Here is a 21994-nt window from a genome sequence, read left to right as displayed (position 1 = left end):
CGTTTAACTTGATAGTCACGTAAAAACGTGCGATTGATTGCCGGAACCTCACAAGGCGCCGGCAGCATGAACTTCTATCGTCTCTCGGGTCTGTTGAACCGGCTGTTCGGCGGGCGTGCCGATCAGACTTTGTGCGCCCGAATGGCCGAAGGCTACGGCACCCAGTGTCTGTTCTGCCAGGTCATGCACCGACTGGTCGAGCCGAACCACTGCATGATCGAGCTTGTCAACTGGCGGCGCCGCCAAGCGAAAAGGATTGCAGGATGAACATTCCCGGCGACTGGCTGCCGAACGCGACCATCCAGCGGGCGATTCTCCACTGGACGGCCGGCTCCCACAAGGCGACTGAGTTTGACCGAAAGCACTACCACGTCCTGATCGAGGACGACGGTCGCCTAATCCGGGGCATCCCGACGATCGACCTCAACACCTTGCCCAAGGCGAAAAGCGGTTACGCCGCGCACACGCTCAACTGCAACACCGGCTCGATCGGTGTTTCCCTGTGCGCCATGGCCGGCGCGATCGAGCGGCCGTTCAAGGCTGGCACACAGCCGCTGACGAAGACGCAGTGGGACATGGCATCCAGTGTCGTCGCCCAACTCTGTCGCCGCTACACGATCCCCGTTGGCCCGAGGACAGTGCTGTCCCACGCCGAGGTCCAGGCAAATCTCGGTATCCAGCAGCGCGGCAAATGGGACATCGCTAAGCTGCCGTTCGATCCGGCGTTCGACACGGCACGTGAGTGCGGTGATCGCTTCCGTGCCGAGGTCAAGGCGAAGCTTTGATGAGCCCGCCGAAGTCTTCGTCGCGCCGGTTTACCAAGCGCATGGTCATCGCCAACACGGCGTTAGCCTGGGCAGCGGTGTTCCTCTCCATCCTTTATGCGCAGGCCGCCTACGTGGCAGCAACCGCGATCGGTCTCATCCTCGCTATCAGCGGCGCCTACATGGGCATCGGACATATGGATTTGAGGCAGATGCTCAAAGCCATGCTGCCGGGCACCGCTTCCACCTTCATCTCAGATGTTCCCGCCGATCCGGCGCAAGGAGACGACGTGCAATGAGCGCCTTGGACACCTGCCTTGTCACCGGTACGATCCTCAATCCTGACGGCACGCCGAGCTATCCGGCGACCGTCACGTTCAAGCTGACGCACCGAGACTACGACGACTCAAACATCGTGCTGCCGGTGTCAGTGAGCGTCGATACAGACCCGGCCGGCCACATCAGCATCCCTCTCTGGCCGAACGTGGATGGCAGGGCGGGGACTGTCTATTGGTGCAGCATCGCGGTCGGGCCCGAGTTGTGGAACCGGGAGCGCTACGCCACGTTTGTCGTCGCCGTACCCGACGCCGCTACGGCCGATTTGACTGCCATCTCCGAACTGGTTGCCCCGTCGAAGGTCGATGATGCTCGGACGGCCGTCATCCTGGCGCAGGCTGCCGCCCTGAAGGCGCACGATGATGCGGCATTAGTTGCCGCAGATCGTCTCGCGATCGGAGAGGATCGTGTGCAGACCGGTCTCGACCGCGTGGCGGTGGCGGCAGATAGGTCTGCGATCGAGGCCATCATCGAACCAGTCACAACCGTTGCCGAGCACATCGACATGGTGATCACGGTTGGGGCGAACATCGCCACCATAGCGGACGCCGTTGGACCCCTCACTTCTATTCAGACCGCCATGCTTCAGATGGCGACTTCCTTCACCGACTCGCAAACCCGTTACATCAACGCCATGGCGTTCTCATAGGATTTGAAATCATGACCGTAGAAGCTGAAATCGCCGCTCTCACGACTGCAGTGAACACCCTTACGGGTGCCGTCGATGTCCGGAAAGCGACGCTCGATGGTGCCGTCTCGGACGCAGAGGGTTTTGCCGGCGAAGCCGATGACGCCAAGAACGCGGCTGGTGTCAGCGAGACCAACGCAGGAACCTCAGCCGCTGCTGCGCTCGCCTCCAAGAACGCGGCTGGTGTCAGCGAGACCAACGCAGGAACCTCAGCCGCTGCTGCGCTCACCTCCAAGAACGCGGCTGGCGCCAGCGAGACTGCTGCGCTCACCTCAAAAAACGCCGCTGGCGTCAGCGAGACCAACGCAGGAAGCTCAGCCGCTGCTGCGCTCGCCTCCAAGAACGCGGCTGGCGTCAGCGAGACCAACGCAGGAAGCTCAGCCGCTGCTGCGCTCGCCTCCAAGAACGCCGCTGGCGTTAGCGAGACCAACTCAGGCACCAAGGCAGTCCTTGCTCAGGCATGGGCTGAAGGAACACTCCCTGCCGGAGCCGGCACGAAGTCCTCGAAGGAATGGTCGGATCAAGCCGCCGCACTGTTTGCGGGCGGCTATACTGCCTCGACAATACCGGCGACTACGGCTACCGGCATCAAGGCGCTGAACACGGCAACCTTTCCGGTTGCCTATCGAACAGATGCCGGAAAAGCCGGTTTTTATAATTGGGATGCGACCGTCGATAACGACATGGCTCGCGCGGACGCCAACGAGATCAAATTCATATCGCCGAATCTTGCGGTGGATGGCGCTTATGTGCGGGTTGCTTTGGGCGATGCGGAGAAAGCCGTTATCAATCGTGCGTTGAATGAGCGCCCATTCGAGGGCTGGCCCCTCATCTTGTCGCCTCAAAATAGGTTTCGGTGTCAGCGCTCCAAACTGGAGATCGGCAAGCCGATCAATATCAACTCCAGTTCTGAAAATCTAGCAGATGCCCATTATGGAAAGACCGGTGTAACGATCGGTTCTGACACTATGCAGTGGGAGGGTATAACTCTCCAGCGTGTCACCGGTGCTGATGTGTTTACCGACACGATATCGGACCTTCGTGCTGCCGACTACGCGCTGGTGGCAGGCAAGCGGTACATCGCTAGTATTGTTGCGTGCGCGCCATTTGACGGTGTCGATGTTAGTGGCTTTACGTCCGGCCCGCGTCGTTTCATGTGGATGCGTTCTATCGCAAATGGGACTAGTGTTTACGGTCACGGTGCAAAGATGATCGGGCGGGAACCTCGACGTGTTCATGCAGTCGTGCAAGCTCTGACAACTACCACTTATGATACACTTTCCGATCCTGCCATCGCTCTTGGTACAGGCACTGGAACATTCCGATGGTTCTACCATGGCTATGGGCTTGGTGGCACGCTTGCAGGCGGTGACTTGTATCTTGGTGGAGTGCAACTTGAAGAAGCACCGAACCAGACCGAAAAGTGTGGCATCGCCGTTATCGGAACCTCCATCGAGACCGGCACGAGTTCACTGCTCCATCCAACATCGGATCGGTCATGGCCGCGCTACCTCGAAGGTCTTTTGTGCGTCCCGATCTTTAATGGCGCAATCGGCGGCCAGTCGTCTACCACGTTGGAGGCTCGTTTCGATACGGACGTGGCACCATGGGGTGTCAATGCCAAATACTGCATCCTTGCAGCAAACGTGAACGACTTTGCCACTGGCTTTGACTCGGCGCTTTATCGGGCCAACTGGCTGTCGATGTACAACAAGGCAATTGCGGCGGGCATGATCCCTATCTTCGTGACGCCGGCACGTAGGTCTCTCTATAATTATAGTAATGGTCCGGCCGATATGCAGGCTGAGATTGATTACATTAAACAGACCTATCCTATGGTCATTGACCGTGATGAAGTCTTGGCAGATTGTTTCAGCACTGGTCTCTTGAATGACCAGTACAATACAAGTGATGGTATACACCCGACACAAAAAGGTCTTCGCGCCTTTGCATTCATGGTCGCCAAGAAATACGGGCATTTTTTCCACTTCGACAATGTGCCATCGGCTTATCAAAAGACGGATTATGACGACAGCAAAGTCGCCAATCTTCCCGGGACAGCCTATGTCGAGGCGTGGGATGCCAGTGTTTTCGACGCTGCTGCGGCAAGTATTAATCTTCGGGACAATCTGGCGGCACGGGCGCCGTTCTTGATCTTCAATGGCACGCCAGGCAGCACGAAGACTTTCCAGCTTACTGCGCCCAATTATTGGGGCGGCGGCACACCGGCCGGACAGGTCAAGTCGTGGAAGGTCTGGAATGCCACCACGGACGGCTCCAACGTGGCGATCCAGCTTTACAAGATCGTCGCCGGCGTGGCGACCGCTTATGGTTCTGCCGTCATCATCCCGAACGGCGCCTGCTTCGAAATCATCACGGACGGCAGCACCAGCGTAACTGCGGCACGATTGCAGGGTGCGGCCCTTTCGGTACTTGGTGTCACTGGCAATGCGGTGGCGAATTACGCCGATATGGTAGCGGGTACCGACGGTCATGTGTTGCGTCGTGTGGGCACCACGCTCGGATTTGGCCAGATCGTTGCGGCCGGCATCACCGATGCAACGATCACGCTGACCAAGATGGCAGCGGCGGCAATTGCGACCGCTGCAAATTATTGGGCGATGACAGCCGGCAAGATCGTTACGACCGACGCCCTGGTCGCCGCAAATGCCGAACAAGCATTGGCTGACGCCACAACGATCGCCTGGGATATGGCTCTAGGGATCAACTGGACAGTCACGTTGGCTGGCAATCGAACCCTTGGCAACCCGACGAACTGCATCGTCGGTCGGCGAGGTCGCATTCGTGTCGTTCAAGACGGTACGGGAACGCGCACCCTGACTAAATCCAGCAACCTCAAAACCGTTGGTGGCGCCGCTTTGGTGCTTTCCACGGCGCCGGGTGCGGTCGACTATCTGGATTACGATTGTCGGTCAGCAACGGATATTCGTCTCACGCCTTCAGCCGCCTGGTCATGATGGCAAGATTGCCGCGCGGAAGGTCAAGGGCCGGTCGCGCGGTTTTCGTATCCGCGTTAAATTCACGTTTAACTTGTGACACACGTTGAAACGTGCAATTAGTGGGGCGAAACAGAGGTCCGTCAATGAGCATCGCTCTCGCCGCTTGGCAGTTCGTCCGTCCGTTCCTCACCTTGAAGCTCGCGCTGCCGATGTGGGTCTTCCTCGTGGCCGGCGCCTGGCTATGGATCGACAAGACATCAGCCATTCGCACGGCCGTCAACAAGTATGCCGCCGAACTGATAGCGGGCGCACAGATGGATGCGCTCAACGCGCAACTGATCGAGGAACGCCGCATCCGCGCCTGGTCCGATGCAAAGGCCGAGGAAGCCGGCAAGCTCGCGGACGCCGAGCGCGCAGCCCGCGTCGATCTGGAAATCAAGCTCACTCTCACCGACAGCAAAAGAAAGGGTCTTGCCGATGAACTGGCAGAGATCACGGCGCACCCTGTTTCTGGCGACTGCACTGTTGACCAGTTCCTTCTTGACCGGCTGCGCAACAAATAAGGCCCTGCTCGGGCAAGCGTATACCGACAAGGCCAAGGCCGAGGCTGCACAGACTGCCTTGCAAGCGGCCGAGAAGCGCGTCCAGGAAGCTCGTCGGATGCCCGACTGGCCCGACAAGTGCCGCCGCCACCACCACAGCGGAATCGTGCTCGGCGATCGGCAGAGTGTCGCCAACAAGAAGGCCGACAACGCCATCGGCGCCGCCAACGATCAGACCGACGCCTGCGCCGCTCTCTACGACGCCTGGCAGAAGGCGCGGGAGCCGAAATGACCGAGGATGAAGTCAAGGCGATTGCCGACCAGGCCGCGCGTGCCGCTGTCAAAGAGACGCTTCTGACCCTCGGCTTCGCCGTGGACAAGCCGATCGAAGCTCAAGCCGACATGCAGTTCATTCGTAAGCTGCGCGAGTCGACCGAGACCGTCAAACGACAAACCCTGATCACCGCTGTCGGCGTCATCACAGTCGGCATCCTCGGCCTGATCTGGCTGGCCATCAAAGGTCCAGCCTGATCGCCTGAAAATTCCTCGTGCATATGGATGTCAGTTTTGGCGATCCCCCTTTCCGACGAACTTGCGCAGCAAGCGGCCGACGCATATCGGGCTCACGGCAATAACAAAGCCGCCGCCGCCGCCGCGCTAGGTCTTTCACGTACAACGTTCATTGCACGCCTGTCAGTGGCCTCGCTACGCGGACTGCTCGGCACGAAGCCAGTCCTGCCAGGCTTCCAGATTCACAGCACATCGACGCAGCTTGGTCCCGATGGCGAGTTGCAGCGCGAGTGGATACAGCAGAAGCCGGAATCGGGTGAAGAATTCATGCTGCCGGCCGGCCACACCATCAAGGGCGTGTCGGCACTGGTCGGCCCTGACGATCGCGTCATGGCGAAGTGGATCAAGACGCGCGAGGATGGACCGGACCTCGACGCGAAGATTGACATCATCCAGCGGGCGTTCGAAAACTTCGAGCCGCGCGCGCCATACATCCTTCGGCCCACGGACTGCGACAGTGAGCGCCTGACCGCTTACATCTTCTGCGATTGGCATCTCGGTCTGTTCGCCCACGGCAAGGAGACGGGTGGGCCCGACTGGGACTTGTCGATCGCCAAACAGGTGCTGCGCGAGACCGTTTCCGATTTGATCGGCCAGTCGCCGAAAAGCTAGCACGCCATCATGCTCGGCCTTGGCGACATCCTTCATGCGGACAACAGCCGCAACATGACTGAGAGGTCGGGCAACGTTCTCGACGTGGATACGCGCTATCCGAAGGTGCTGGAGACCGCCTGCGATCTGCTGGCTGAAGCCGGTGAGAACATCGCCGCCAAACACGATCGCGTCGAGATCGTCACGAAGCCCGGCAATCACGATCCAGAATCAACGGTCGGCATTCGCCAGGCGCTGCGCATGTACTTCCGCAACACCGAAAGCGTCGATGTCGATACCAGTCCCAACCCTTTCTACTGGCGTCGGTTTGGCGTGAACCTGCTCGGCGGCGCGCACGGCGACAAAGCCAAGCCCAAGGACATGCCCCTGATCATGGCGAACGTGCGCCGGCAGGACTGGTCGGATACGACAACCCGGCATTTCCACACCGGCCACATCCATCACGACACGCTGCAAGAAATTGGCGGGGTTCACGTCTACTCCCATCGAGCACCGGTGGCGCAAGACGCCTACCACGCGGCTAACGGGTATCTCGCCGGCCGCTCGATGCGCAGCTTCAACTACCACGTCGACAAAGGTGCGCGTGGTAGCACAGAGATCGAAATTCGCTGATGAGATTTCCCGGTTAGTATGACCGCCTCCGGGCTCCTGTCCAACAGGAGACATTATGGCCTTCCTCCGTGCGGCTAAGCCGCAGCAAGCATCAACCGCTCGCTCATAGCCTGGCTAAAGCCAATCTCCACTGCGTCCCAAATTCCCCCCTGAACCTGCGCGCTCAAGACTCGCGACAAGAAGGTTGAATTAGACTTTGCTAACATAAAGTCGTGCAACTCCAAGTAGTAGGCGCGACCGGTGGCGCAGTCTACAGAATAGTCCCCCGATCGAATAGGATTCCAAGGTAGCGGTTTTGGGTATTCGCCATTGGCGTCGACTCCCACGAAAGATAGGCTACAGAAGCTCATTACATTTTTCCCTGAGTGGTAGGCGTTTAATACAACAAGGCTGTCAAATCAGTGCCTGCGAATGCTTCTGATTTGGGCGGGGGGACAAGCTGTGGCGTGTCTTCCTTCGACAACACGAAATCACCTAAGATGTCAATCAGACATGAATTGACATTGACTATTTTTTCATCACTGCGACTCCTTTTTGGGTCAGAGGCATTTATTCCTATATAAGTTTCACTTTCAAAATGAAAGCGGGAATGTAAAAATTCCACATATTCATGTTCGGCTTCCGGTCGCGTCAGTAGCCGGTACGTTGTTTCACAGGCATCCCGCATCCATACGACCCACATCACGTCCATCAGCGGACTTTTGCCTCGCTCCTTTTCGAGGAACGCCGGTCGCCAGGTGAGCGGCAGGATGAAGGCGGGTGGGTGCGTCTCGAACAACTTGATCCGGCTCTTGGCGTGCCAATATTGCGACTTCAGCAGGAAGGCCGCGTTCGGCGCGATCAATAGCGCGCGCTTAATGAAAGCCTCGGCAAGGTTGAACGGCGGATTGGTGATGATCCAATCACACTTGAAATTAACGTCGCAGGTGAGAAAGTTGACGCCAGCGTCACCGTAGCCGCAATCCTCACGCAGATCGCTGGACCACACGGCGTCGGTGCCGAGGTAGTGCCCGAGAACGTCAGCCATGGCTCCGTTGCCGCAGGCGGGCTCCCACGCGATCGTGCCTAGATCGAGCTTAAGGAACTCCATCAACGCAGCCGTCACGTTGTGCGGCGTCGGGTAGAAGTCAGCGGGCTTCCGCTTGTGGACCTTCTGAGATGCCACCAGTGCGTCGGCGTAGCTGTGGTCGCTCATTCCGCGACCTTCCCCGATAGGCCGACCCAACACGGACGGTCACAGGTCTCCTTGCGAATGTGGAAGGTCATGAGAGATTCCCGTTAAAAGTGATTGATCAGGCGAGCAAATCGCTCAAATCGTTGGGATCGGCCTTGAGTTTTATGAGCGCTTGCCGGCGTTGACCGTCTACCAGGTTAAGCGCATCAACGATGCGTTCTGCGTCGTCTCGAGTCCAGGTCCAGGCGATAGGGTCAGTCATGCCAAGCTTGGAGTCGTAGATCGCATAGAGATGGTCGGACCAGTGATCCTCACCGTCGTCCGCTACCCACGCATACGAAAAGCGCAGCATCACACCAGCAAAAAATCGTCCAGGTCGGTGTCGTCTTTAGCCGGAACCGACACCTGCTCAGGTGCTTTTCCCGCGACCAGTATCTCGCTCACAGGTAAGCGAGGCATGGCAGCGGTCATTCGCTTCCTCGGCTCGTAGGGTTCCGACAAATTCGGTGGCGTGGTCAGAACCTCGACGATGCAGGCAACCGGGTCTTTTCCGACGCTGACAATCCAATCGTTGGTCAGCCAGAACTGCGAGATGGCCTGCCAGCCTTCCGGCCCGATGTTCAGGGCCAGGCTTGTGAGCTTGCCCCTGACCGGGGCACCACGATCGTCGCGCGAATTGGAGATAGCCCGTAGCGCAGTGACGAGCTTTAAACCGAGGGCGGCGTCATCCATGGTCAGACCAGCAAATCGTCGTCATCGTCTTTGGTGACCGGGCTTACGCCCCTCACCGGCACGGGTCCGAGGTCGAGCAGATCGTCATCGTCTGCGGCCGGCGATTGCGCGGCAACCCTGGTGCCCTCGAAGGCGGCGGCCTTCTGCTCGGACGTCAGACCCATCTGCTCGTCGTAGGCCGTGGATTTCAGCATCCCGGTCTCAACGTTGAATTCTAGGCCGGTTTCGACCGCCTTGCCACCCGGATAGACGCGCTCAAGTTCTTCGAGCAGTGGCGTCTTCTGCAAGACGAGACGGAACCCTTTGTCGGTGCCGGGGAAGGGATAGACGTTGACGTAGGGACTGCCCTTAGTCTTGCGGATCAAGCCGCGCAGTTCGCCGAGTCGCATAGATGTCTCCGTGTTTGGATAATGTTGAATTGGATCGCGCTCACACGCACATTCCGTCAGGCGGATGCCGATAGCCGCAATGCGGGCAGCCAGAAATACCAGGCCTAACGAGCGGAACCGTGCCCTTGCCGTTGCATTTGCCGCAGGTGTCTCCACCCATACCGTGGCCGCGCCAACCGGAGCCGTCGCAGTCCTCACATTTGATCATGTGGAATTGCTTTGCCTCGGCCATCAGATCATCCCGAGGGCGGCTTTGTAGAGATCGAGAATGGTTTCGGCCTCCTGGCGCTCGGCCTGATCCTTCTTGCGCAAGCGGATGATCTCGCGCATCGCCTTGGTGTCGAATCCTGTTCCCTTAGCCTCCGAGTAGACTTCCTTGATGTCGAGGGCGATCGTGCCCTTCTCTTCCTCAAGCCGCTCGATGCGCTCGATGTAGGCGCGAAGCTGGCCGGCCGCGACAGTCTGGCTGGTCTCGGTGATATCGAGGTCGTCGGGCTCGTTGTTGGGGTACGCCATGCGGTGTCTCCGTTTGTGAAAGTCACTATAAACGTGAAATTAGTCGCGTCAATAGCGATTTCGAAGTTGGGGGCTGTTGAGCGAAATAAAATTGTCCACAGGTATGACGCTGAACTGCCTGGCCACCCGGTCGGGCTCGATCTCGTAGCCGTGCTTTCGGCAGATCAGCGACACCGTTTTGGCGTCGATGCCGGTGGCGCGTGCGATTTCGAGATAGGTGCAGTTCCAGTCTGCCGCGCTGCCATAGCGCCAGACTAGGAAGCGCTGCGCCGCTGCTCTGAACGGGCGCCTCATGGCTTGCTGATCTCGGTGAGGGCGTCAGAGAACATCGAGTCGCTTGGGATATCGGCGAATCCGCTCTCTTTGAGTGCCTTGATCGCAGCTTCGGACAGGCCGTTGGTGATTCTGACCTCCGTCATGGCCTTGAGCCTCTGCTCGCCGATCTCGGTGAATGGCGCGTGCCCTTCCGGGTACTTCTCGAACATGGAGTCGACCACGGCTTTCAGATCGGCACGGACCTGATCGAGGTTGCCCTTCGGCGGCCGATCGTCGTTGAGCATGGCCTGGATCATCGCATCGCGCAGGACGACAAGGGAGCACATGGCCTTGGTAATGTGCGAGAGACCCGTGTCGGGATCGAGGTCTTCGCCTTCCCACCACTGCATGATGTGGCCGATTGCAGCGTCAACGTAGACCGAGGCGCGGACGCCTGCGACGCGAAAATTATGCCTCCTATAGCCTTTTAGGTGGCCTTCCAGCATTCCGACTCCGATCTCGGCGATGACGGTCAGCGGGACGGCCGCGAACTGCCTCCACTTTCGGATGCCGATATTGTCTTTTGGATTGCTGACTTTAAGCCCTTGATCTTCCATCACATTTCTCCGTGAATTGCTCGTTTGCCGTACAACTTCGCCAGTGGCGCGACCTTCGGCATCGCGCACCGCGACGTGGCCGAACGGAACGGTGAACGTCTTGCGGTCGATCATGACGTGACTCCTTCCTGGTTGAGGGCAATGCCGCGCCGGTGCGCCGCGAGTGACGCCTGGACGACATGCTCGGGAACCCAGCCGTTGATGCGGGTCGACCGAGGGTGGCCGTCGCTGTCCACGTAGGTGGCATTGGTGTTGCGGTTGCCCTGCCAGTCCTCGCCGAGGCGGATGGTCATCTTCATCAGTACGCCTTTCCGCCCACGGCGTTGCGGTTCGCCAGCTGGTGGTCCGCGCGGGTCTTGTTGAACTTGTTTTTATCCAGGATTGCCGCAGCCAGGTTCAACTTCCGAGCGCCGGCAATGTCGAAAATCCTGATAACCGCATCTGCGAGTTCTACCGTCATCGCATCGTGCCAGGGCAGTTTATCGTCGCGCCCGTTGCCCTTGCGGTGAGCCTCCAGCGCTTCGCTCAACTCGGAATGACAGAGCGCGATGACTTCCCCGAAATTGCGCTCGAATGGGATCCCGGTCTTGCGGTCGAGATGCCAACCCGCGTTGACGGCCGTCTCGTGGACGATCCTCTGCATGGCCTCCACACCTTCGTAGGCGGCCATCTCCTCGGGGCTCAGGCAGGCGAACGCTCCTGTTTCGGCGTCCATCAGCGTGCCTCCCACGGCAACAGGACGACGCGCTGGCACGATGCGGCGTGATAGCGCCGCGTGCAGTCGTATGAATCAACCTGGATGGCGCCGACCAGTACCACGGCGAGGGTGGCAACGCCGAGCACATACATGCCGACGAGTTGCGCGAGATGTCTCACAGACCTGTCTCCTTTTTGCTTTCGATGATTTGCAGTTCGAGCCCGAGGACCGACAAGGCAGCTTCGAGATCGGTGATGCGCGGTTCGGTGCGGCCGCTTTTCCAGTAGGCGAAGCCGGGCGTGCTGTAGTCGATCGCGGCGGCTAAATCGGCCTGGGCAATGCGCCGCTCGCGAAGGATGGCAAACAGCCGTCTGACTGTCTTCGAGGCGGTACGCGGGGCGACACGCGGTACTCTTGAACGTCGTCCCACGCGGTCAGAACGAATGCGGGCTTGCGTACTGGCCGCTAAAGATCATGGCGTTGTTATTGCCGGCACCTTGGAAGGACGTGTCGGTGTAGTCACGGTTGCCGCTGCCGTTGGTCGTGGCGGAACAGCCGGCTACGGCAAGGGCCAATGCGAGCAGCGAAGTGGTGCGAATGTGAGTCTTCTTCACGAAATTTCTCCGGGGTTTCAACGTTTCAAGTATCACGTTTAAGAACGAGAAAATCAACTAAAAAGTGATATTACCGGACGCCAATCGTCAATCCATACGATTTTGGAATCCGTCGTCAGTTCGTCGGCGCGGTTGTGCCGACGCCGCATCATGAAAGTCTTGTGGCCGGCCTTCATGCCCACCATGGCGTTCTTATAGTTGTCCTCGATCCAGATGCCCGACTTGAGCACTTCGAGCCACCCAGCTTTGCTCTCGCCGAGGGCGAGGCAGATAACGCGCTCGATCATGACGCCGAACACCCGCCGCAGGTTCTCCTTGCGCCGCTTCAGGACGACAGAATCGGCCGAGCAACTGGTCAGCACCGTCAAACGGTGGCCGGCCTGGTGCAGCTTGGCCACGGCGTCGATCGCACCGTCCATGGCGTAGAGTTCGCCGAAGGCTTGCGAGGCGTTGAAGCCGGCAATCAGTTCGAAAGAGCGTGCTTCCGTCACGCCCAGCCAGGCAGCCAGAGACCATGAACTCGGCCCACCTTGATTGGGAATAATGTCGTGGTTGGCACGGAGCCAAAGCCGGAAGCCGCGCTGCCAGTCGAGCAGCACATCGTCACAGTCCAGAATGAAATGCATGTTGCGGTTTTCCTTTTCAAAGTCGATGGGTGGCAGATTCCTCGTCACCTTTCACGCCATACAGCGGCACCGCCATAGAAATCGCAGCCGGGGAGCGGGCCTACTATCCTCGCGTCATAATGCGAAGGGTCCCAAACCATTTCAGCGCCGCACCCGACGACGGCATGGCATGTATTCTGACTAGTCGCGCCGTAGAGTAGATAAGGGTACCCGTCGCCCAGCCATTTCTGCATCGTACCGAAAGCATCGGCGGGAGAAACCGCTTCAAACCAAGTCTCGATAATGTCGAAACCGCGCGCTCGTAGCCATTCGGCCGCTGCCGTGGACTGTCCCGGCCCGTCGCTGGCAAGGAAGAGAGGTACTTCGTCTCGATCCAGTTCAAGGATGACTGCAATGCAGGTTCTGAAGCAGTCTCCGAGCGCGGGATCGGCTGTGTTGTGACGCTGTTTCTGGAACCTCATGATTGCACAGGAATGAGGGCGGCTTCGTCAACGATGAAGCTCTCGTGCACCGTCGCACGATTTCCCCGCTCATCTTCCAGCAGAAACCCGTATCCAGTGCGATTGACCACCTTGTATCTACAACTGCGATAGAAGGTGAACAGTGGATTTATCACCTGCTTTAGGAGAACAGTCTCCCCATTCAGCTCCGGTGTTGGGGCTGCGAGAGCGGAGCGAAGTTTGGCTAGCGTCGAGACGACAGTGCCGTGGCAAGGACCGGCAACGAACTCGCCGCCTACCGGATTGCCTTTAGTCGCTAAATGCTCACGCCATGAGGCTGAAGCGGATGACATGAGCGCGCCAAAGCCTATGCGCAAACCAAGGGCTTCAACCTCGTCTCCGTGTTGTGGGTCCCGGAGCGCAGGGCGCTCTACCAAACGCAGAGTATCCTCAGCATCTTCCAGTGCCTTCACCACCGCGCCCTTCACCGCGCCTATGCTTTCTTTGATGGGCGCGGGAAGCGGGTCGCCTACGGCAGGCGGATAAAAATCCATCGCCGATGTTGGGGCGGCTTGTGCCTTGGAGAGGGCGGCGAGATAGACGTGCTCGACGATTTCCCATGTTGCGTCATAACCAGTCGCATCCTCAGCTTCCTTAGCTATCTGCTCAATGAACTTTGGGTCCAACCTCCATCCAATTTCTTTGTCCTCGCAAGTGGCCCACTTAACCCCATCCATCGCCGATGTTGGGGCGGGCTGAGCGTGCTCGCGAAGGCGACGTTCGACAGCCGCGAACCCTTCGGCCACAGAACTGGCAACCGCCAAGACCCTGCTGTCCTGCTTGTCCCGCGCATCGCCTATGGCTGCATTCCAGAAACAGCCAAGAGCGTCAGCCAACATTTCGGCCGTCAATGCTTTGCCGCTGCTCATTGGCCTATCCCTCTGCGTTTCTTTTGGCGGCGGCGGATGAGCTTTAGCGCAGCATCACAGTCAGCCACCGTGAAGCCCACAAGTTCGGCATGCCAATGATCTGCCTCATCACGCGTTGTATTAGTCGGGTCGCTCTCCACCCCGCTCTTTCTGGCGTGGTCGTTCTCGGCATTGATGAGTTTCTTGACGGCCAAGATGATCTCTTCTGCGGCGGTCGCGGTCACCCCCACATCCACCGCCGATGTTGGGGCGGGCGGGGCTGCTGCGAGAGCGGAACGGATGCGCGCTTCGTAATCGGCCTGTGCGGCGGCTTTGGCTTCGTCCTCTGCCACATTTTCGGCAAGGATGGTGTCCTCGTCCTGGCCATCCTCGACGCTTCTGCGGATTGCCATAAAGCCGTGCGTGACGATGCCGACATCGTATCTGCCAACAACAGAATTGGCCTTCCACTCATCGGAGAACGCGCTACTGCGTAGTTTCCACTCCAACGCCTTCACCATCTCCACATCCACCGCCGATGTTGAAGCGGGCGGGGAGGTTACGAGAGCGGAACGGATGTCTCGCAAGAGGATCGTGACCGGTGTATCGTAGTATCCGTCACCGTCCTTCTCGTAGGTTGATGTGATCAGGTCGTTGATGCGTTCCAAGAATTCCCCCGCCCCACCCATGGTGGCAGGGACGGCTTGAGTAGTAAGGGCGCGGAAGGCGGCTGCGTCTGTCTCGTGGCGTTCCGCTCGGATGAGGTCGCGCTGCTCACAGTCGGAAAACCGCCCGCCAGGACGCTTGTGTTTCTTGGCTTCCTTTCGCCACTTAGCCGCTTTGGCGTCATGGTAGCGCGCTGCGATTTCCAACCCATCCACCGCCGATGTTGGGGCGGGCATCCCGTCGATCATGTGCCGCACCATCGCTTCGGCCTGCTCGGCGTCGAAAATGTTCGTTCCCATCGGGCCGGGAAGCGTCGGAATGTGGGGATACGGGTTGGTGTACGAAATGCCATGATCTGGCCGGAAGTCTTCCGGGAGCTTCCACATCAGGAAGCGGCCAACCATGTGCTTGATCTGGTCCTCGCCCACCGGTGCGGCTGGCGCTTCGGGATTGCTGAGAGTGGCAGGGGCGGCTTGGGCCTTGGAGAGGGCGTCACGAAGCCGGTCGATCTCTTTTTGCTGATCTTCGATGCGGTCGCCGCGCATCATTGACAGGTCGAGCGCGGATATGGCGTGGTCTACAATGCCCCATGGCGCAACACTCCGACCTCCGACCATGAATGCCTGACCGCATTTGCGCCTGTTCGTGGCGTCCCGCAACCGGTCAAATTGAGCCCACATCTCGTCTATGGTGGTGCGTAGCTGCTCATTAGCGGCTTCAACGAGAGCGGCGAACGCCTGTTTTTCTTCCTCGGAATATGTCCGAGCCGGCCATTCGTCTTTGTCGAATTCCATGATATCCGGCTCGTCACCTTGGCCGAACAGCCACCGGTAGAGCGCAACATGGTATTCAGCCTTGAAGCGATCGCGGAAGACGTGAGGCGTGACCTCGCGGCCACCATGCTCGAACGACACGAAATAATCGCATTGACCGTCGCTCAACCTCATTGGCTTGATGCTCACTGCCACCGGTGCGGCTGGTGCTTCGGGAAGCGAACCGATGAACACATGCTCGGTTATGCTGATGGTTGGATCGCTGGCGATCATCTGGTAGGCGGGAAAAGCCTCCGCTTCCGCCTTCGATGTAAATCGCTTCGCCTCATGCGCGGCAGGTGTCCACCAGTGCCAGCCGTTCGGCTCTTCATGGTACCAATGCGGTTGCTGGAATAACGATGCGTCCTTGCGCTCGATCAGCCATGCAACCTCGCGTGCGGCTGGCGCTTCGGGGTCGGTCATGTGGGAATTCCTCCTGCCCTCGTTTGATGTCCGACATTCACACGGCAATTGGTGAATGTCAACTTAAAAGTGAAATTTGTTGAACGCGGCCCACATCAGCGGTGCGATGTCGGTCACATGCTTTCCGTCAGTTTGAGATAGCCATCTTCGAAGGGGCTTTTGCTCCCGGCTCGGAGGGCGTCGGAAAACGTTTGCATGTTCTTGGCCCATGCCTCGGCTTCCGCGCGCGTCGGCCGCATATAGAAGACGCGCTCGCGCAGATGCAGTGGCACCCAGGCAGCGCGGAAATTGGTTAAGCGCTCGGTCGGCGCCCACTTTTGAACGGGTCGGCCGCTGCGAGACGCCCCATACCACTCGAACCGGAACCAGCCCTCGCCACCCGTGCCGTTGCAAAGCCAGACTTTGGCGCCCATGCGGAAGATGTGGTCAACCCCGACCACGTTGGCGATGAGGCCGAAATAGTCATCTCCCTTGACCACGGAAAGCTCAGTCATCGCGCTGCCTTCTCCAGTTCCAGAATCTCGGTCACGCTCATCCTCGTCTTGCGGCCGACCAAGGCGTCTTCCGCATCGCCGGCTCGCGTAGAGCTTTGCCGTGTCGCGCGGTCGCATCGCGCCTAAACAACTATGATTGCGGTTGCCGCAATGGCGGCAATCCAGATGATGCATGTCGAGAAAATGCGCGCGCGGTCGTAGCGATTGGCGCAACTCATGACCGCCAAATCTTGAATTTGTGCGGTGAGGTTTTTCGTCCGATATTCGGGGCTTGGTGACATCGTCGTTTTCCTTTCAGGTTTAGTCATTCTCCCCACCCTCTCAGTTTGTTGGCCCGATCGAGCCAGTATTGACCTTTGTCGTAGAGCTTTTCCGCTTTTGCAGTTTGGCCCTTTTCGGCGGCATCATTGGCGTCGGCCAGGTAACGGCTACCCCATTCCTCGGCTTCGAGGATGCGTTCCTGCAACGGGCGCGTCAGTTTAGGCACGAGGTCCCTCATGGTGCAGGCCCTTTGACAATCTGAACCGCCTCAACGTAATCGCCTCAACGTAATCGCCGTCCGCGAGAACGTTGATAATCGACCCAGGAATCAAACTGGTGTCGGGTAACCGCTCTCTTTTTCGCCCGCAGACGATTGGTTCGCGCCGGTATTGGAACGCGATTGTTCGCGTTCCAGCCTGAACGTGCAGGGCGCCATCGGGAGAGACCAGTGTGAGGTTGTCATGTCGTGTCATTTGCAGCGGATTCTTCATGCTACCTCGCTAACACCACCTGCTTGTCACCGGGCTTGCTGCCGTCCGAGAACTCGGGGAATTTTTGCGACATATTTGCCCACATGAGCTTGGCACCGGCACACATTGATGGCGCATGAACGTCGCCATTGAAGACGACGACCTGGGCATCCTGTGGCATCTGCTGGAGTTGGGCAATCAGGTCGGCCACGGTCATTTTCCGCCTCCATATGTCGTCAGGAGATTGGCTCTCCGGTTCTGTTCATCTCGGATCGCGTGGATTTGTGAGTAGCATTCCAAATGCTTCGGGAGTTCGAGCGGCGGGATGTTGCCGTAGGTGGAATTCAGGCTGCACTTGACGAGCTTCGACATCTCCACCAGTGCGGCGTCTGACAGATGTGAATAGTCAGTCATGCTGTCTCGCTCTCCTTGATTCTCACCAGTTCAGCGATGTCATCGAGCGTTAGACGCGGGATGCGGTTCAGCGCCTCGGTGGCGGCCTTCTGTGCCTCGGCCGCTATCTCTGCCAGTCGAAGGGCTTCCGCGAACGCGGCCTGAGCTTCGGACGTGTCTGGCATAAGGTCGGATAATTCCTTCTCGGCTCGGCTGGCGCGTTCGCTGCCATTGCGTTGGGCGACGGTGGCGACCTTATGTCGGGTCCGGCCGACAACGCCTTTCCAGTCCTTCTCAGCGAATGGCCTTACATATTCGATGATCGTGGCTTCCGTGATGCTCGGCTTTGAACTATAGCCGCCGTTGACCTCGAAAACCTTGACTGCTGCCTTTCGGCGCAGGTCGAGATACATCTTGTCGATCTTAGCCTTCAACTTTGCGAGCGAGACGTGTGAACCACCGCCTACTTCAAGATCGCGGCAATACCATTCGTCAGAATTCTCGCCGTACCTGATCAGGTGGCCGCGATATGTGGTCTCGATGTCAGCCATGGCTTGCTGCCTCCCTTCGGCCTGTTTTCAATAATTCACTTTTAACGTGAAATATATGTGATCGTCAAGTGAAATCGGTCTGATTTTCTCCGGGGTGCAGATTTCTCCGAGGGTCTTGAGAACGAAATGAGAACATGCTTTGCTCGACCGAGTGCGGCGATCCATCGAATGGAGATCGCCATGGGATCACGAAACATCTACGATTACAGCTACCTCATCGAATGTGTCGATGGGGAGGGAAATACTCTCGAACGGGTAGGCGAGATGAACAATTTCGTGGTGGCCAAAGCTGCCTACGAAGCGACGCTGACACAACGCACCTGGTCGAACGTGGTGCTGCGGGAGGGTGGTAGGATCGTCGAGACGGCCAAGACGGGCGGCTACGATTGCGAGACCAAGACGGTTCCGGTATTAGAACGGCGTAGTTGAGCCTGTTTGATTTTCTCCGGGGAGGGTTTCCATGAGAGCAGCATTGTTGGTGGCCATCCTGGCGGCGACATCGCCTGCCCTGGCGTTTGAACCTCACAGCGTCAATCAGGCGCAGGAAAAAGCCATTCAAGACGGCGTAAAGGAGTCTCTAAAAGACCCTGACAGTGCCAAATTCAAAGGATTGCTGGCGATAAAGCAAGTCGAGGGTGCCGACATAGCCTGCGGTCTAGTGAACGCCAAAAATTCATTTGGCGGATACGGTGGTTTTACACCATTCCATGGTCTTCTTCTCACATATAAATCCAAAGCCGGACAGACTGCTGGCTACGGTTTTTTTACAGTTACCATCGGCGGCGGCACTATTAGCGCGCAATCAGTTTATGATTGGTGCGTCCGAGATGGCATAAATCTGTGAATGGGTCTATTTCTCCGACGGGTCTATTTCTCCGACGGGTCTATTTCTCCGGGGGTCGGCGCCGTGTCCGGTCGATCGAGCTTTCGGCGCCGTGTGTCGGTCGATCGAGGTTTCGGATTTTCGCCCGGAATCGCGCGGAACAGGCATGAAATGTAATAACATTACACGATCAATCGGACGGCCGGCAGCGGGCAGCACGGCAGCGCCTGGACGGCAGCGGGCAGCACGGCAGCGGGCAGCACGGCAGCGGGCAGCACGGGCAGCGCCTGGACGGCAGCGGGCAGCACGGCAGCGGGCAGCACGGGCAGCGCCTGGACGGCAGCGAGGCTCCACGGCAGCGCGCCTGGACGGCAGCGAGGCTCCACGGCAGCGCCTGGACGGCAGCGAGGCTCCAGGGCAGCGCCTGGACGGCAGCGAGGCTCCACGGCAGCGCCTGGACAAACAAAAAGCCCGGCTTTGGCTGCCGGGCTCGAGTCTCAGAATATCGCTAGTAGAATCATCGGACCATAAATTGCGGCCGCCACAATGGCCGGCCAATACCACCACGGCCGCGCCTTCTTATCAGGCGGCCGGAACGGCGCGGGCTGACAGGTCGTTTCCCGTCGCGTCTGCCGGATCACTGGAAGCGGCAGCCCGACACTATGCAGCGGCAGCCGGCCGCGTTGCACCGCGACCACGCGACCGGGCAGCGGCGCGCCGTTGTGGTCTGGCACGCTGACAATGGCTTGACCGGTTCCGAGCCCTAGAATGCTTGCCGCGCTGATATTGCCCGGCATGGTCTCGGCAGCCGCTTTCAGCGCCTTATGGTGGTGCGGCGTAGATGCGCGCAACGCGTGTTGAATGCGCGTGGCAAGCTGCCCGGCGATGATATGCGGCAGGTCGGAAGGCGATTGCGTGACGTAAATCAGCCCGACTCCCTTGGAGCGGATTAGCCGCGTGATTTGTTCGATCCGCCGCACGATGGTTGGAGTCGCGCCGTCGAAAACTAAGTGCGCCTCGTCTATCATGACAAGGAGTCCAGGCGCTGGCACGTCGCCAACTTCGCCGAGACCACGGTAAAGCGTGTCCAGGGTATGAGCGACAAAGGCGCCGTAGAGTCCGGGCAAATGGGTTAACTCGCTTGCCGCGTAAACCGTGATTCCCTTTGTGTCGCGCGGATCATGGCGCGAGTCCTGAAAAGCCCATGGCGCGCCGCGTTCAAGGCGCAATAGAGCCCGTTGGACGGCTGCAACCGATATAGGCGAAATGAGTCCGTAGTCGCGGCTTAGATCGTGCTGCAGGGCTGAATTCAACAGGTCGCGCAAGTCCGCTAACGTCACGACGGCGCGGCGGGAATCTTCCGCCCATGCTAGGGCAATTTGAAGGGCGCCGGCTTGCGCGTCTGACAGGTCTAGAGCCCGTGCGATCAAATCGGCGCCCATTGCGTCGACGCGCATGGCTGGACGCAAGAGCGAGGCGCCAAGCGACTCCAAATCACCTTTCGCGTCCAGGATCAAAACAGGGCAGGGCGCCCTTTCAGCTATGGCGCCTAGCGTCGTCGTTTTGCCCGTGCCAGTGGCGCCGAAAATGCCGACGTGCCGAGTCAAATAACGGTGCGGAATCGCCGCACCGCTGCCGAGTGAAAGTTGCGTCATTGCCGGATTTGTTCCGCGTCGACGTCAAGCCAATGGTCAGACGGAAAACCGCACGAAAAGCCGCTTTCGAAGTCGACGCGGATGCAATCGGCCGACTCGATCTCGATTGCCTGGACGGTTTCAAATTCAAACTGGAATTCCGGATGCTCAGTATCGCCCATTGCTGCGCTATCGATCGCGCCGCCGCAATGGTCGGCGAAAATGTCGCTTTCCAGGTCGCACCTATCGCCGGGCTTCAAAGCGGAAACCATCCGTTGCGCGTTGCCGTTTGTGTATCGATCCGTGATCATGACAGGCGCGCCTTTACCGTGGCGTTGAACGCGGCGCGATGCGCGGCCGTCATTCGCCGGCAAACCTGCAGCCGATAGCCATAGGGCGCCGATTCAAGCTCGGCTTTAAGCTCAGCATACTCGGCAGGAGTCGCCGGCCGCGTTTTCGATTGCCACCACTCGCGCGAGGCGCTGCCGTGCTGCCCGATATGAGCGTAACAGGAATAGAAGCGGCCTTCATAATCGGCCGGCTCGGCAGGAAAAACGGCCGTTACCTGCTTATTGGTGCCGCTTCGATCGATCCTGAAAAGCACGGGAGTCACGGGCTCGGGCTCGGCAATGGCGCCCGGCTCAACGTTGAAAACTTCGGCGTTGATCGTGCCGACAGTGTAGGCGCGGCCGTTTTGCAACCCGACATATTTACGCGTCGAAATCTTGCGGCATTGCTCGAAAAACGAATTGTTGCCGGCCGAACCGATCCAATCGAACGCTTGCCCGATTGCGAGGTCGCGAAACTTTGGCATTGGTGAATCTCCCGTTAAAGGTGAAATTTTACGCGCATTAATGGCGCAACGACTCTTCAAGAGCGCGGCTAACCATTGATTGGTCGCGGTTCAAACCCTCCTCACAACCCGGCGAATAGTCCGACTTGAGCAACGGCCGGAAGCGCATAAGACTCGGCTTTAGCCAGTGATACCGCTTCACTTCGGACAGGATGTAATCTGCCCTTTCGCGCGTCGACATGCTGGCCCAATAGTCAACCGTCTCCGTGAATTCCAGGTCTGACCAATGCGACTCGTCGACCACGGGATAATCTTCGAGCGCGGCTTTGATCTCGTCGGCAGTTTCGAGCGCGGCATCGTCGGTTTCGTGGATAGCAACCCATTCAACCCAACCGACCGCCCAATGTGATTCACGGATCACGCGAACGGTTTCGCTTTCGCCACCTAATGCTTTCAACATACACTCGAAGTTTGAGCGCTCAAGCGAGTCACTGTCGCGGGATTGGCCGCAACCCGACGAGAAATATTCCGGCCATTCGGCGCCCGCGTAGCAGTCCGGCCGAGTCCAGCGATTCAGGTTGACAGGTGTAAACATGGCGTGAGTTTCCCTTGAAAGGTGAAA

The 21994-nt window shown here is 58.7% G+C and carries 38 protein-coding genes; 12 read left to right on the top strand and 26 right to left on the bottom strand.

What is annotated here, in order from left to right; genetic code table 11:
* Positions 1-66: 66 nt before the first annotated feature.
* The 10 genes from NKJ28_RS00445 to NKJ28_RS00400 all read left to right on the top strand — a co-directional run bounded on the left by NKJ28_RS00445 (position 67) and on the right by NKJ28_RS00400 (position 7084).
* Positions 67-267, top strand: coding sequence for a hypothetical protein (locus tag NKJ28_RS00445; RefSeq protein WP_352633502.1), 201 nt, complete (start codon positions 67-69; stop codon positions 265-267).
* Positions 264-785 (top strand): peptidoglycan recognition protein family protein, encoded by a 522-nt coding sequence (locus NKJ28_RS00440; RefSeq protein WP_352633500.1) that lies wholly within the window; start codon positions 264-266, stop codon positions 783-785. The genes NKJ28_RS00445 and NKJ28_RS00440 overlap by 4 nt, the downstream gene beginning before the upstream one ends.
* Positions 785-1063: a hypothetical protein gene (locus NKJ28_RS00435; RefSeq protein ID WP_352633498.1), complete on the top strand. Its 279-nt coding sequence runs from the start codon at positions 785-787 to the stop codon at positions 1061-1063. The genes NKJ28_RS00440 and NKJ28_RS00435 overlap by 1 nt, the downstream gene beginning before the upstream one ends.
* Positions 1060-1749: a hypothetical protein gene (locus NKJ28_RS00430; RefSeq protein ID WP_352633496.1), complete on the top strand. Its 690-nt coding sequence runs from the start codon at positions 1060-1062 to the stop codon at positions 1747-1749. Before NKJ28_RS00435 ends, NKJ28_RS00430 begins: the two co-directional genes overlap by 4 nt.
* Positions 1750-1760: 11 nt before the next feature.
* Complete coding sequence (locus NKJ28_RS00425) at positions 1761-4766, top strand: SGNH/GDSL hydrolase family protein (RefSeq protein WP_352633494.1); 3006 nt, start codon at positions 1761-1763, stop codon at positions 4764-4766.
* Positions 4767-4891: 125 nt separating this feature from the next.
* Positions 4892-5311: a hypothetical protein gene (locus NKJ28_RS00420; protein ID WP_352633492.1), complete on the top strand. Its 420-nt coding sequence runs from the start codon at positions 4892-4894 to the stop codon at positions 5309-5311.
* The gene (locus NKJ28_RS00415; RefSeq protein WP_352633490.1) at positions 5289-5582 is read left to right on the top strand and encodes a hypothetical protein; all 294 of its coding nucleotides are present in this window, start codon (positions 5289-5291) and stop codon (positions 5580-5582) included. Before NKJ28_RS00420 ends, NKJ28_RS00415 begins: the two co-directional genes overlap by 23 nt.
* The gene (locus NKJ28_RS00410; RefSeq protein WP_352633488.1) at positions 5579-5821 is read left to right on the top strand and encodes a DUF6127 family protein; all 243 of its coding nucleotides are present in this window, start codon (positions 5579-5581) and stop codon (positions 5819-5821) included. Before NKJ28_RS00415 ends, NKJ28_RS00410 begins: the two co-directional genes overlap by 4 nt.
* A gap of 36 nt (positions 5822-5857) precedes the next feature.
* Positions 5858-6472, top strand: coding sequence for a helix-turn-helix domain-containing protein (locus NKJ28_RS00405; RefSeq protein ID WP_352633486.1), 615 nt, complete (start codon positions 5858-5860; stop codon positions 6470-6472).
* A 9-nt stretch (positions 6473-6481) separates the two neighbouring features.
* Positions 6482-7084, top strand: a complete 603-nt coding sequence (locus NKJ28_RS00400) for a hypothetical protein (RefSeq protein WP_352633484.1) — start codon at positions 6482-6484, stop codon at positions 7082-7084.
* A gap of 376 nt (positions 7085-7460) precedes the next feature.
* Here the strand turns inward: NKJ28_RS00400 and NKJ28_RS00395 are convergent, their stop codons facing one another.
* From NKJ28_RS00395 to NKJ28_RS00295, 21 genes are all read right to left on the bottom strand, one after another.
* Entirely contained in the window at positions 7461-8279 is an 819-nt protein-coding gene (locus tag NKJ28_RS00395) for a class I SAM-dependent methyltransferase (protein ID WP_352633482.1), read from the bottom strand.
* 97 nt (positions 8280-8376) lie between these two features.
* Positions 8377-8610: a hypothetical protein gene (locus NKJ28_RS00390; RefSeq protein WP_352633480.1), complete on the bottom strand. Its 234-nt coding sequence runs from the start codon at positions 8608-8610 to the stop codon at positions 8377-8379.
* A complete protein-coding gene (locus tag NKJ28_RS00385) occupies positions 8610-8990 on the bottom strand; it encodes a hypothetical protein (RefSeq protein WP_352633478.1) in 381 nt (126 codons plus the stop codon). The genes NKJ28_RS00390 and NKJ28_RS00385 overlap by 1 nt, the downstream gene beginning before the upstream one ends.
* Before the next feature lie 2 nt (positions 8991-8992).
* Positions 8993-9379, bottom strand: coding sequence for a hypothetical protein (locus tag NKJ28_RS00380; protein WP_352633476.1), 387 nt, complete (start codon positions 9377-9379; stop codon positions 8993-8995).
* Positions 9380-9610: 231 nt separating this feature from the next.
* Positions 9611-9895, bottom strand: a complete 285-nt coding sequence (locus NKJ28_RS00375; RefSeq protein WP_352633474.1) for a DUF2312 domain-containing protein — start codon at positions 9893-9895, stop codon at positions 9611-9613.
* A 48-nt stretch (positions 9896-9943) separates the two neighbouring features.
* Positions 9944-10189 carry a hypothetical protein gene (locus NKJ28_RS00370; RefSeq protein ID WP_352633472.1) on the bottom strand — a complete coding sequence of 82 codons (246 nt, stop codon included), beginning with the start codon at positions 10187-10189 and terminating at the stop codon, positions 9944-9946.
* Positions 10186-10881: a dATP/dGTP diphosphohydrolase domain-containing protein gene (locus tag NKJ28_RS00365; protein WP_352633470.1), complete on the bottom strand. Its 696-nt coding sequence runs from the start codon at positions 10879-10881 to the stop codon at positions 10186-10188. The genes NKJ28_RS00370 and NKJ28_RS00365 overlap by 4 nt, the downstream gene beginning before the upstream one ends.
* Positions 10878-11066, bottom strand: coding sequence for a hypothetical protein (locus NKJ28_RS00360; RefSeq protein WP_352633468.1), 189 nt, complete (start codon positions 11064-11066; stop codon positions 10878-10880). The genes NKJ28_RS00365 and NKJ28_RS00360 overlap by 4 nt, the downstream gene beginning before the upstream one ends.
* Positions 11066-11482 carry a nucleoside triphosphate pyrophosphohydrolase family protein gene (locus NKJ28_RS00355; protein WP_352633466.1) on the bottom strand — a complete coding sequence of 139 codons (417 nt, stop codon included), beginning with the start codon at positions 11480-11482 and terminating at the stop codon, positions 11066-11068. The genes NKJ28_RS00360 and NKJ28_RS00355 overlap by 1 nt, the downstream gene beginning before the upstream one ends.
* Positions 11482-11643 (bottom strand): hypothetical protein, encoded by a 162-nt coding sequence (locus NKJ28_RS00350; protein ID WP_352633464.1) that lies wholly within the window; start codon positions 11641-11643, stop codon positions 11482-11484. The genes NKJ28_RS00355 and NKJ28_RS00350 overlap by 1 nt, the downstream gene beginning before the upstream one ends.
* On the bottom strand, positions 11640-11894 hold the full coding sequence (locus NKJ28_RS00345; protein ID WP_352633462.1) for a helix-turn-helix domain-containing protein: 255 nt from the start codon (positions 11892-11894) through the stop codon (positions 11640-11642). The genes NKJ28_RS00350 and NKJ28_RS00345 overlap by 4 nt, the downstream gene beginning before the upstream one ends.
* A gap of 4 nt (positions 11895-11898) precedes the next feature.
* Positions 11899-12078 (bottom strand): hypothetical protein, encoded by a 180-nt coding sequence (locus NKJ28_RS00340; protein ID WP_352633460.1) that lies wholly within the window; start codon positions 12076-12078, stop codon positions 11899-11901.
* Between the two features lie 53 nt (positions 12079-12131).
* The gene (locus tag NKJ28_RS00335) at positions 12132-12677 is read right to left on the bottom strand and encodes an HAD family hydrolase (RefSeq protein ID WP_352633458.1); all 546 of its coding nucleotides are present in this window, start codon (positions 12675-12677) and stop codon (positions 12132-12134) included.
* 484 nt (positions 12678-13161) lie between these two features.
* Positions 13162-14073, bottom strand: a complete 912-nt coding sequence (locus tag NKJ28_RS00330; RefSeq protein ID WP_352633456.1) for a hypothetical protein — start codon at positions 14071-14073, stop codon at positions 13162-13164.
* Positions 14070-15953, bottom strand: a complete 1884-nt coding sequence (locus NKJ28_RS00325; protein ID WP_352633454.1) for a hypothetical protein — start codon at positions 15951-15953, stop codon at positions 14070-14072. The genes NKJ28_RS00330 and NKJ28_RS00325 overlap by 4 nt, the downstream gene beginning before the upstream one ends.
* A 113-nt stretch (positions 15954-16066) precedes the next feature.
* Positions 16067-16447, bottom strand: a complete 381-nt coding sequence (locus tag NKJ28_RS00320; protein WP_352633452.1) for a hypothetical protein — start codon at positions 16445-16447, stop codon at positions 16067-16069.
* 122 nt (positions 16448-16569) lie between these two features.
* Positions 16570-16755 carry a hypothetical protein gene (locus NKJ28_RS00315; RefSeq protein ID WP_352633450.1) on the bottom strand — a complete coding sequence of 62 codons (186 nt, stop codon included), beginning with the start codon at positions 16753-16755 and terminating at the stop codon, positions 16570-16572.
* Positions 16752-16934 (bottom strand): hypothetical protein, encoded by a 183-nt coding sequence (locus tag NKJ28_RS00310; protein ID WP_352633447.1) that lies wholly within the window; start codon positions 16932-16934, stop codon positions 16752-16754. Before NKJ28_RS00310 ends, NKJ28_RS00315 begins: the two co-directional genes overlap by 4 nt.
* Before the next feature lie 266 nt (positions 16935-17200).
* Entirely contained in the window at positions 17201-17395 is a 195-nt protein-coding gene (locus tag NKJ28_RS00305; protein WP_352633445.1) for a hypothetical protein, read from the bottom strand.
* Positions 17392-17592 carry a hypothetical protein gene (locus NKJ28_RS00300; RefSeq protein ID WP_352633443.1) on the bottom strand — a complete coding sequence of 67 codons (201 nt, stop codon included), beginning with the start codon at positions 17590-17592 and terminating at the stop codon, positions 17392-17394. The genes NKJ28_RS00305 and NKJ28_RS00300 overlap by 4 nt, the downstream gene beginning before the upstream one ends.
* The gene (locus NKJ28_RS00295; RefSeq protein WP_352633441.1) at positions 17589-18122 is read right to left on the bottom strand and encodes a hypothetical protein; all 534 of its coding nucleotides are present in this window, start codon (positions 18120-18122) and stop codon (positions 17589-17591) included. Before NKJ28_RS00295 ends, NKJ28_RS00300 begins: the two co-directional genes overlap by 4 nt.
* Positions 18123-18290: 168 nt before the next feature.
* Here NKJ28_RS00295 and NKJ28_RS00290 point away from each other — a divergent pair, with 168 nt between their 5' ends.
* Both NKJ28_RS00290 and NKJ28_RS00285 read left to right on the top strand, forming a co-directional pair.
* Positions 18291-18551, top strand: a complete 261-nt coding sequence (locus NKJ28_RS00290) for a hypothetical protein (RefSeq protein WP_352633439.1) — start codon at positions 18291-18293, stop codon at positions 18549-18551.
* 31 nt (positions 18552-18582) lie between these two features.
* A complete protein-coding gene (locus NKJ28_RS00285) occupies positions 18583-18966 on the top strand; it encodes a hypothetical protein (protein ID WP_352633437.1) in 384 nt (127 codons plus the stop codon).
* Positions 18967-19127: 161 nt separating this feature from the next.
* On the opposite strand, the gene NKJ28_RS00280 is transcribed toward NKJ28_RS00285, so the two are convergent.
* The 5 genes from NKJ28_RS00280 to NKJ28_RS00260 all read right to left on the bottom strand — a co-directional run bounded on the left by NKJ28_RS00280 (position 19128) and on the right by NKJ28_RS00260 (position 21967).
* Positions 19128-19331: a hypothetical protein gene (locus tag NKJ28_RS00280; RefSeq protein ID WP_352633435.1), complete on the bottom strand. Its 204-nt coding sequence runs from the start codon at positions 19329-19331 to the stop codon at positions 19128-19130.
* Positions 19332-19442: 111 nt separating this feature from the next.
* Complete coding sequence (locus tag NKJ28_RS00275) at positions 19443-20600, bottom strand: helicase HerA-like domain-containing protein (RefSeq protein ID WP_352633433.1); 1158 nt, start codon at positions 20598-20600, stop codon at positions 19443-19445.
* A complete protein-coding gene (locus NKJ28_RS00270) occupies positions 20597-20839 on the bottom strand; it encodes a hypothetical protein (RefSeq protein ID WP_352633431.1) in 243 nt (80 codons plus the stop codon). Before NKJ28_RS00270 ends, NKJ28_RS00275 begins: the two co-directional genes overlap by 4 nt.
* Before the next feature lie 47 nt (positions 20840-20886).
* Positions 20887-21453 carry a hypothetical protein gene (locus NKJ28_RS00265; RefSeq protein WP_352633429.1) on the bottom strand — a complete coding sequence of 189 codons (567 nt, stop codon included), beginning with the start codon at positions 21451-21453 and terminating at the stop codon, positions 20887-20889.
* On the bottom strand, positions 21431-21967 hold the full coding sequence (locus NKJ28_RS00260; protein ID WP_352633428.1) for a hypothetical protein: 537 nt from the start codon (positions 21965-21967) through the stop codon (positions 21431-21433). Before NKJ28_RS00260 ends, NKJ28_RS00265 begins: the two co-directional genes overlap by 23 nt.
* Positions 21968-21994: the final 27 nt, after the last annotated feature.

This window comes from Mesorhizobium sp. M0145 (genome assembly GCF_040322355.1).
Lineage (GTDB): Bacteria > Pseudomonadota > Alphaproteobacteria > Rhizobiales > Rhizobiaceae > Mesorhizobium.
This window is presented reverse-complemented; position numbering and strand designations above follow the sequence as displayed.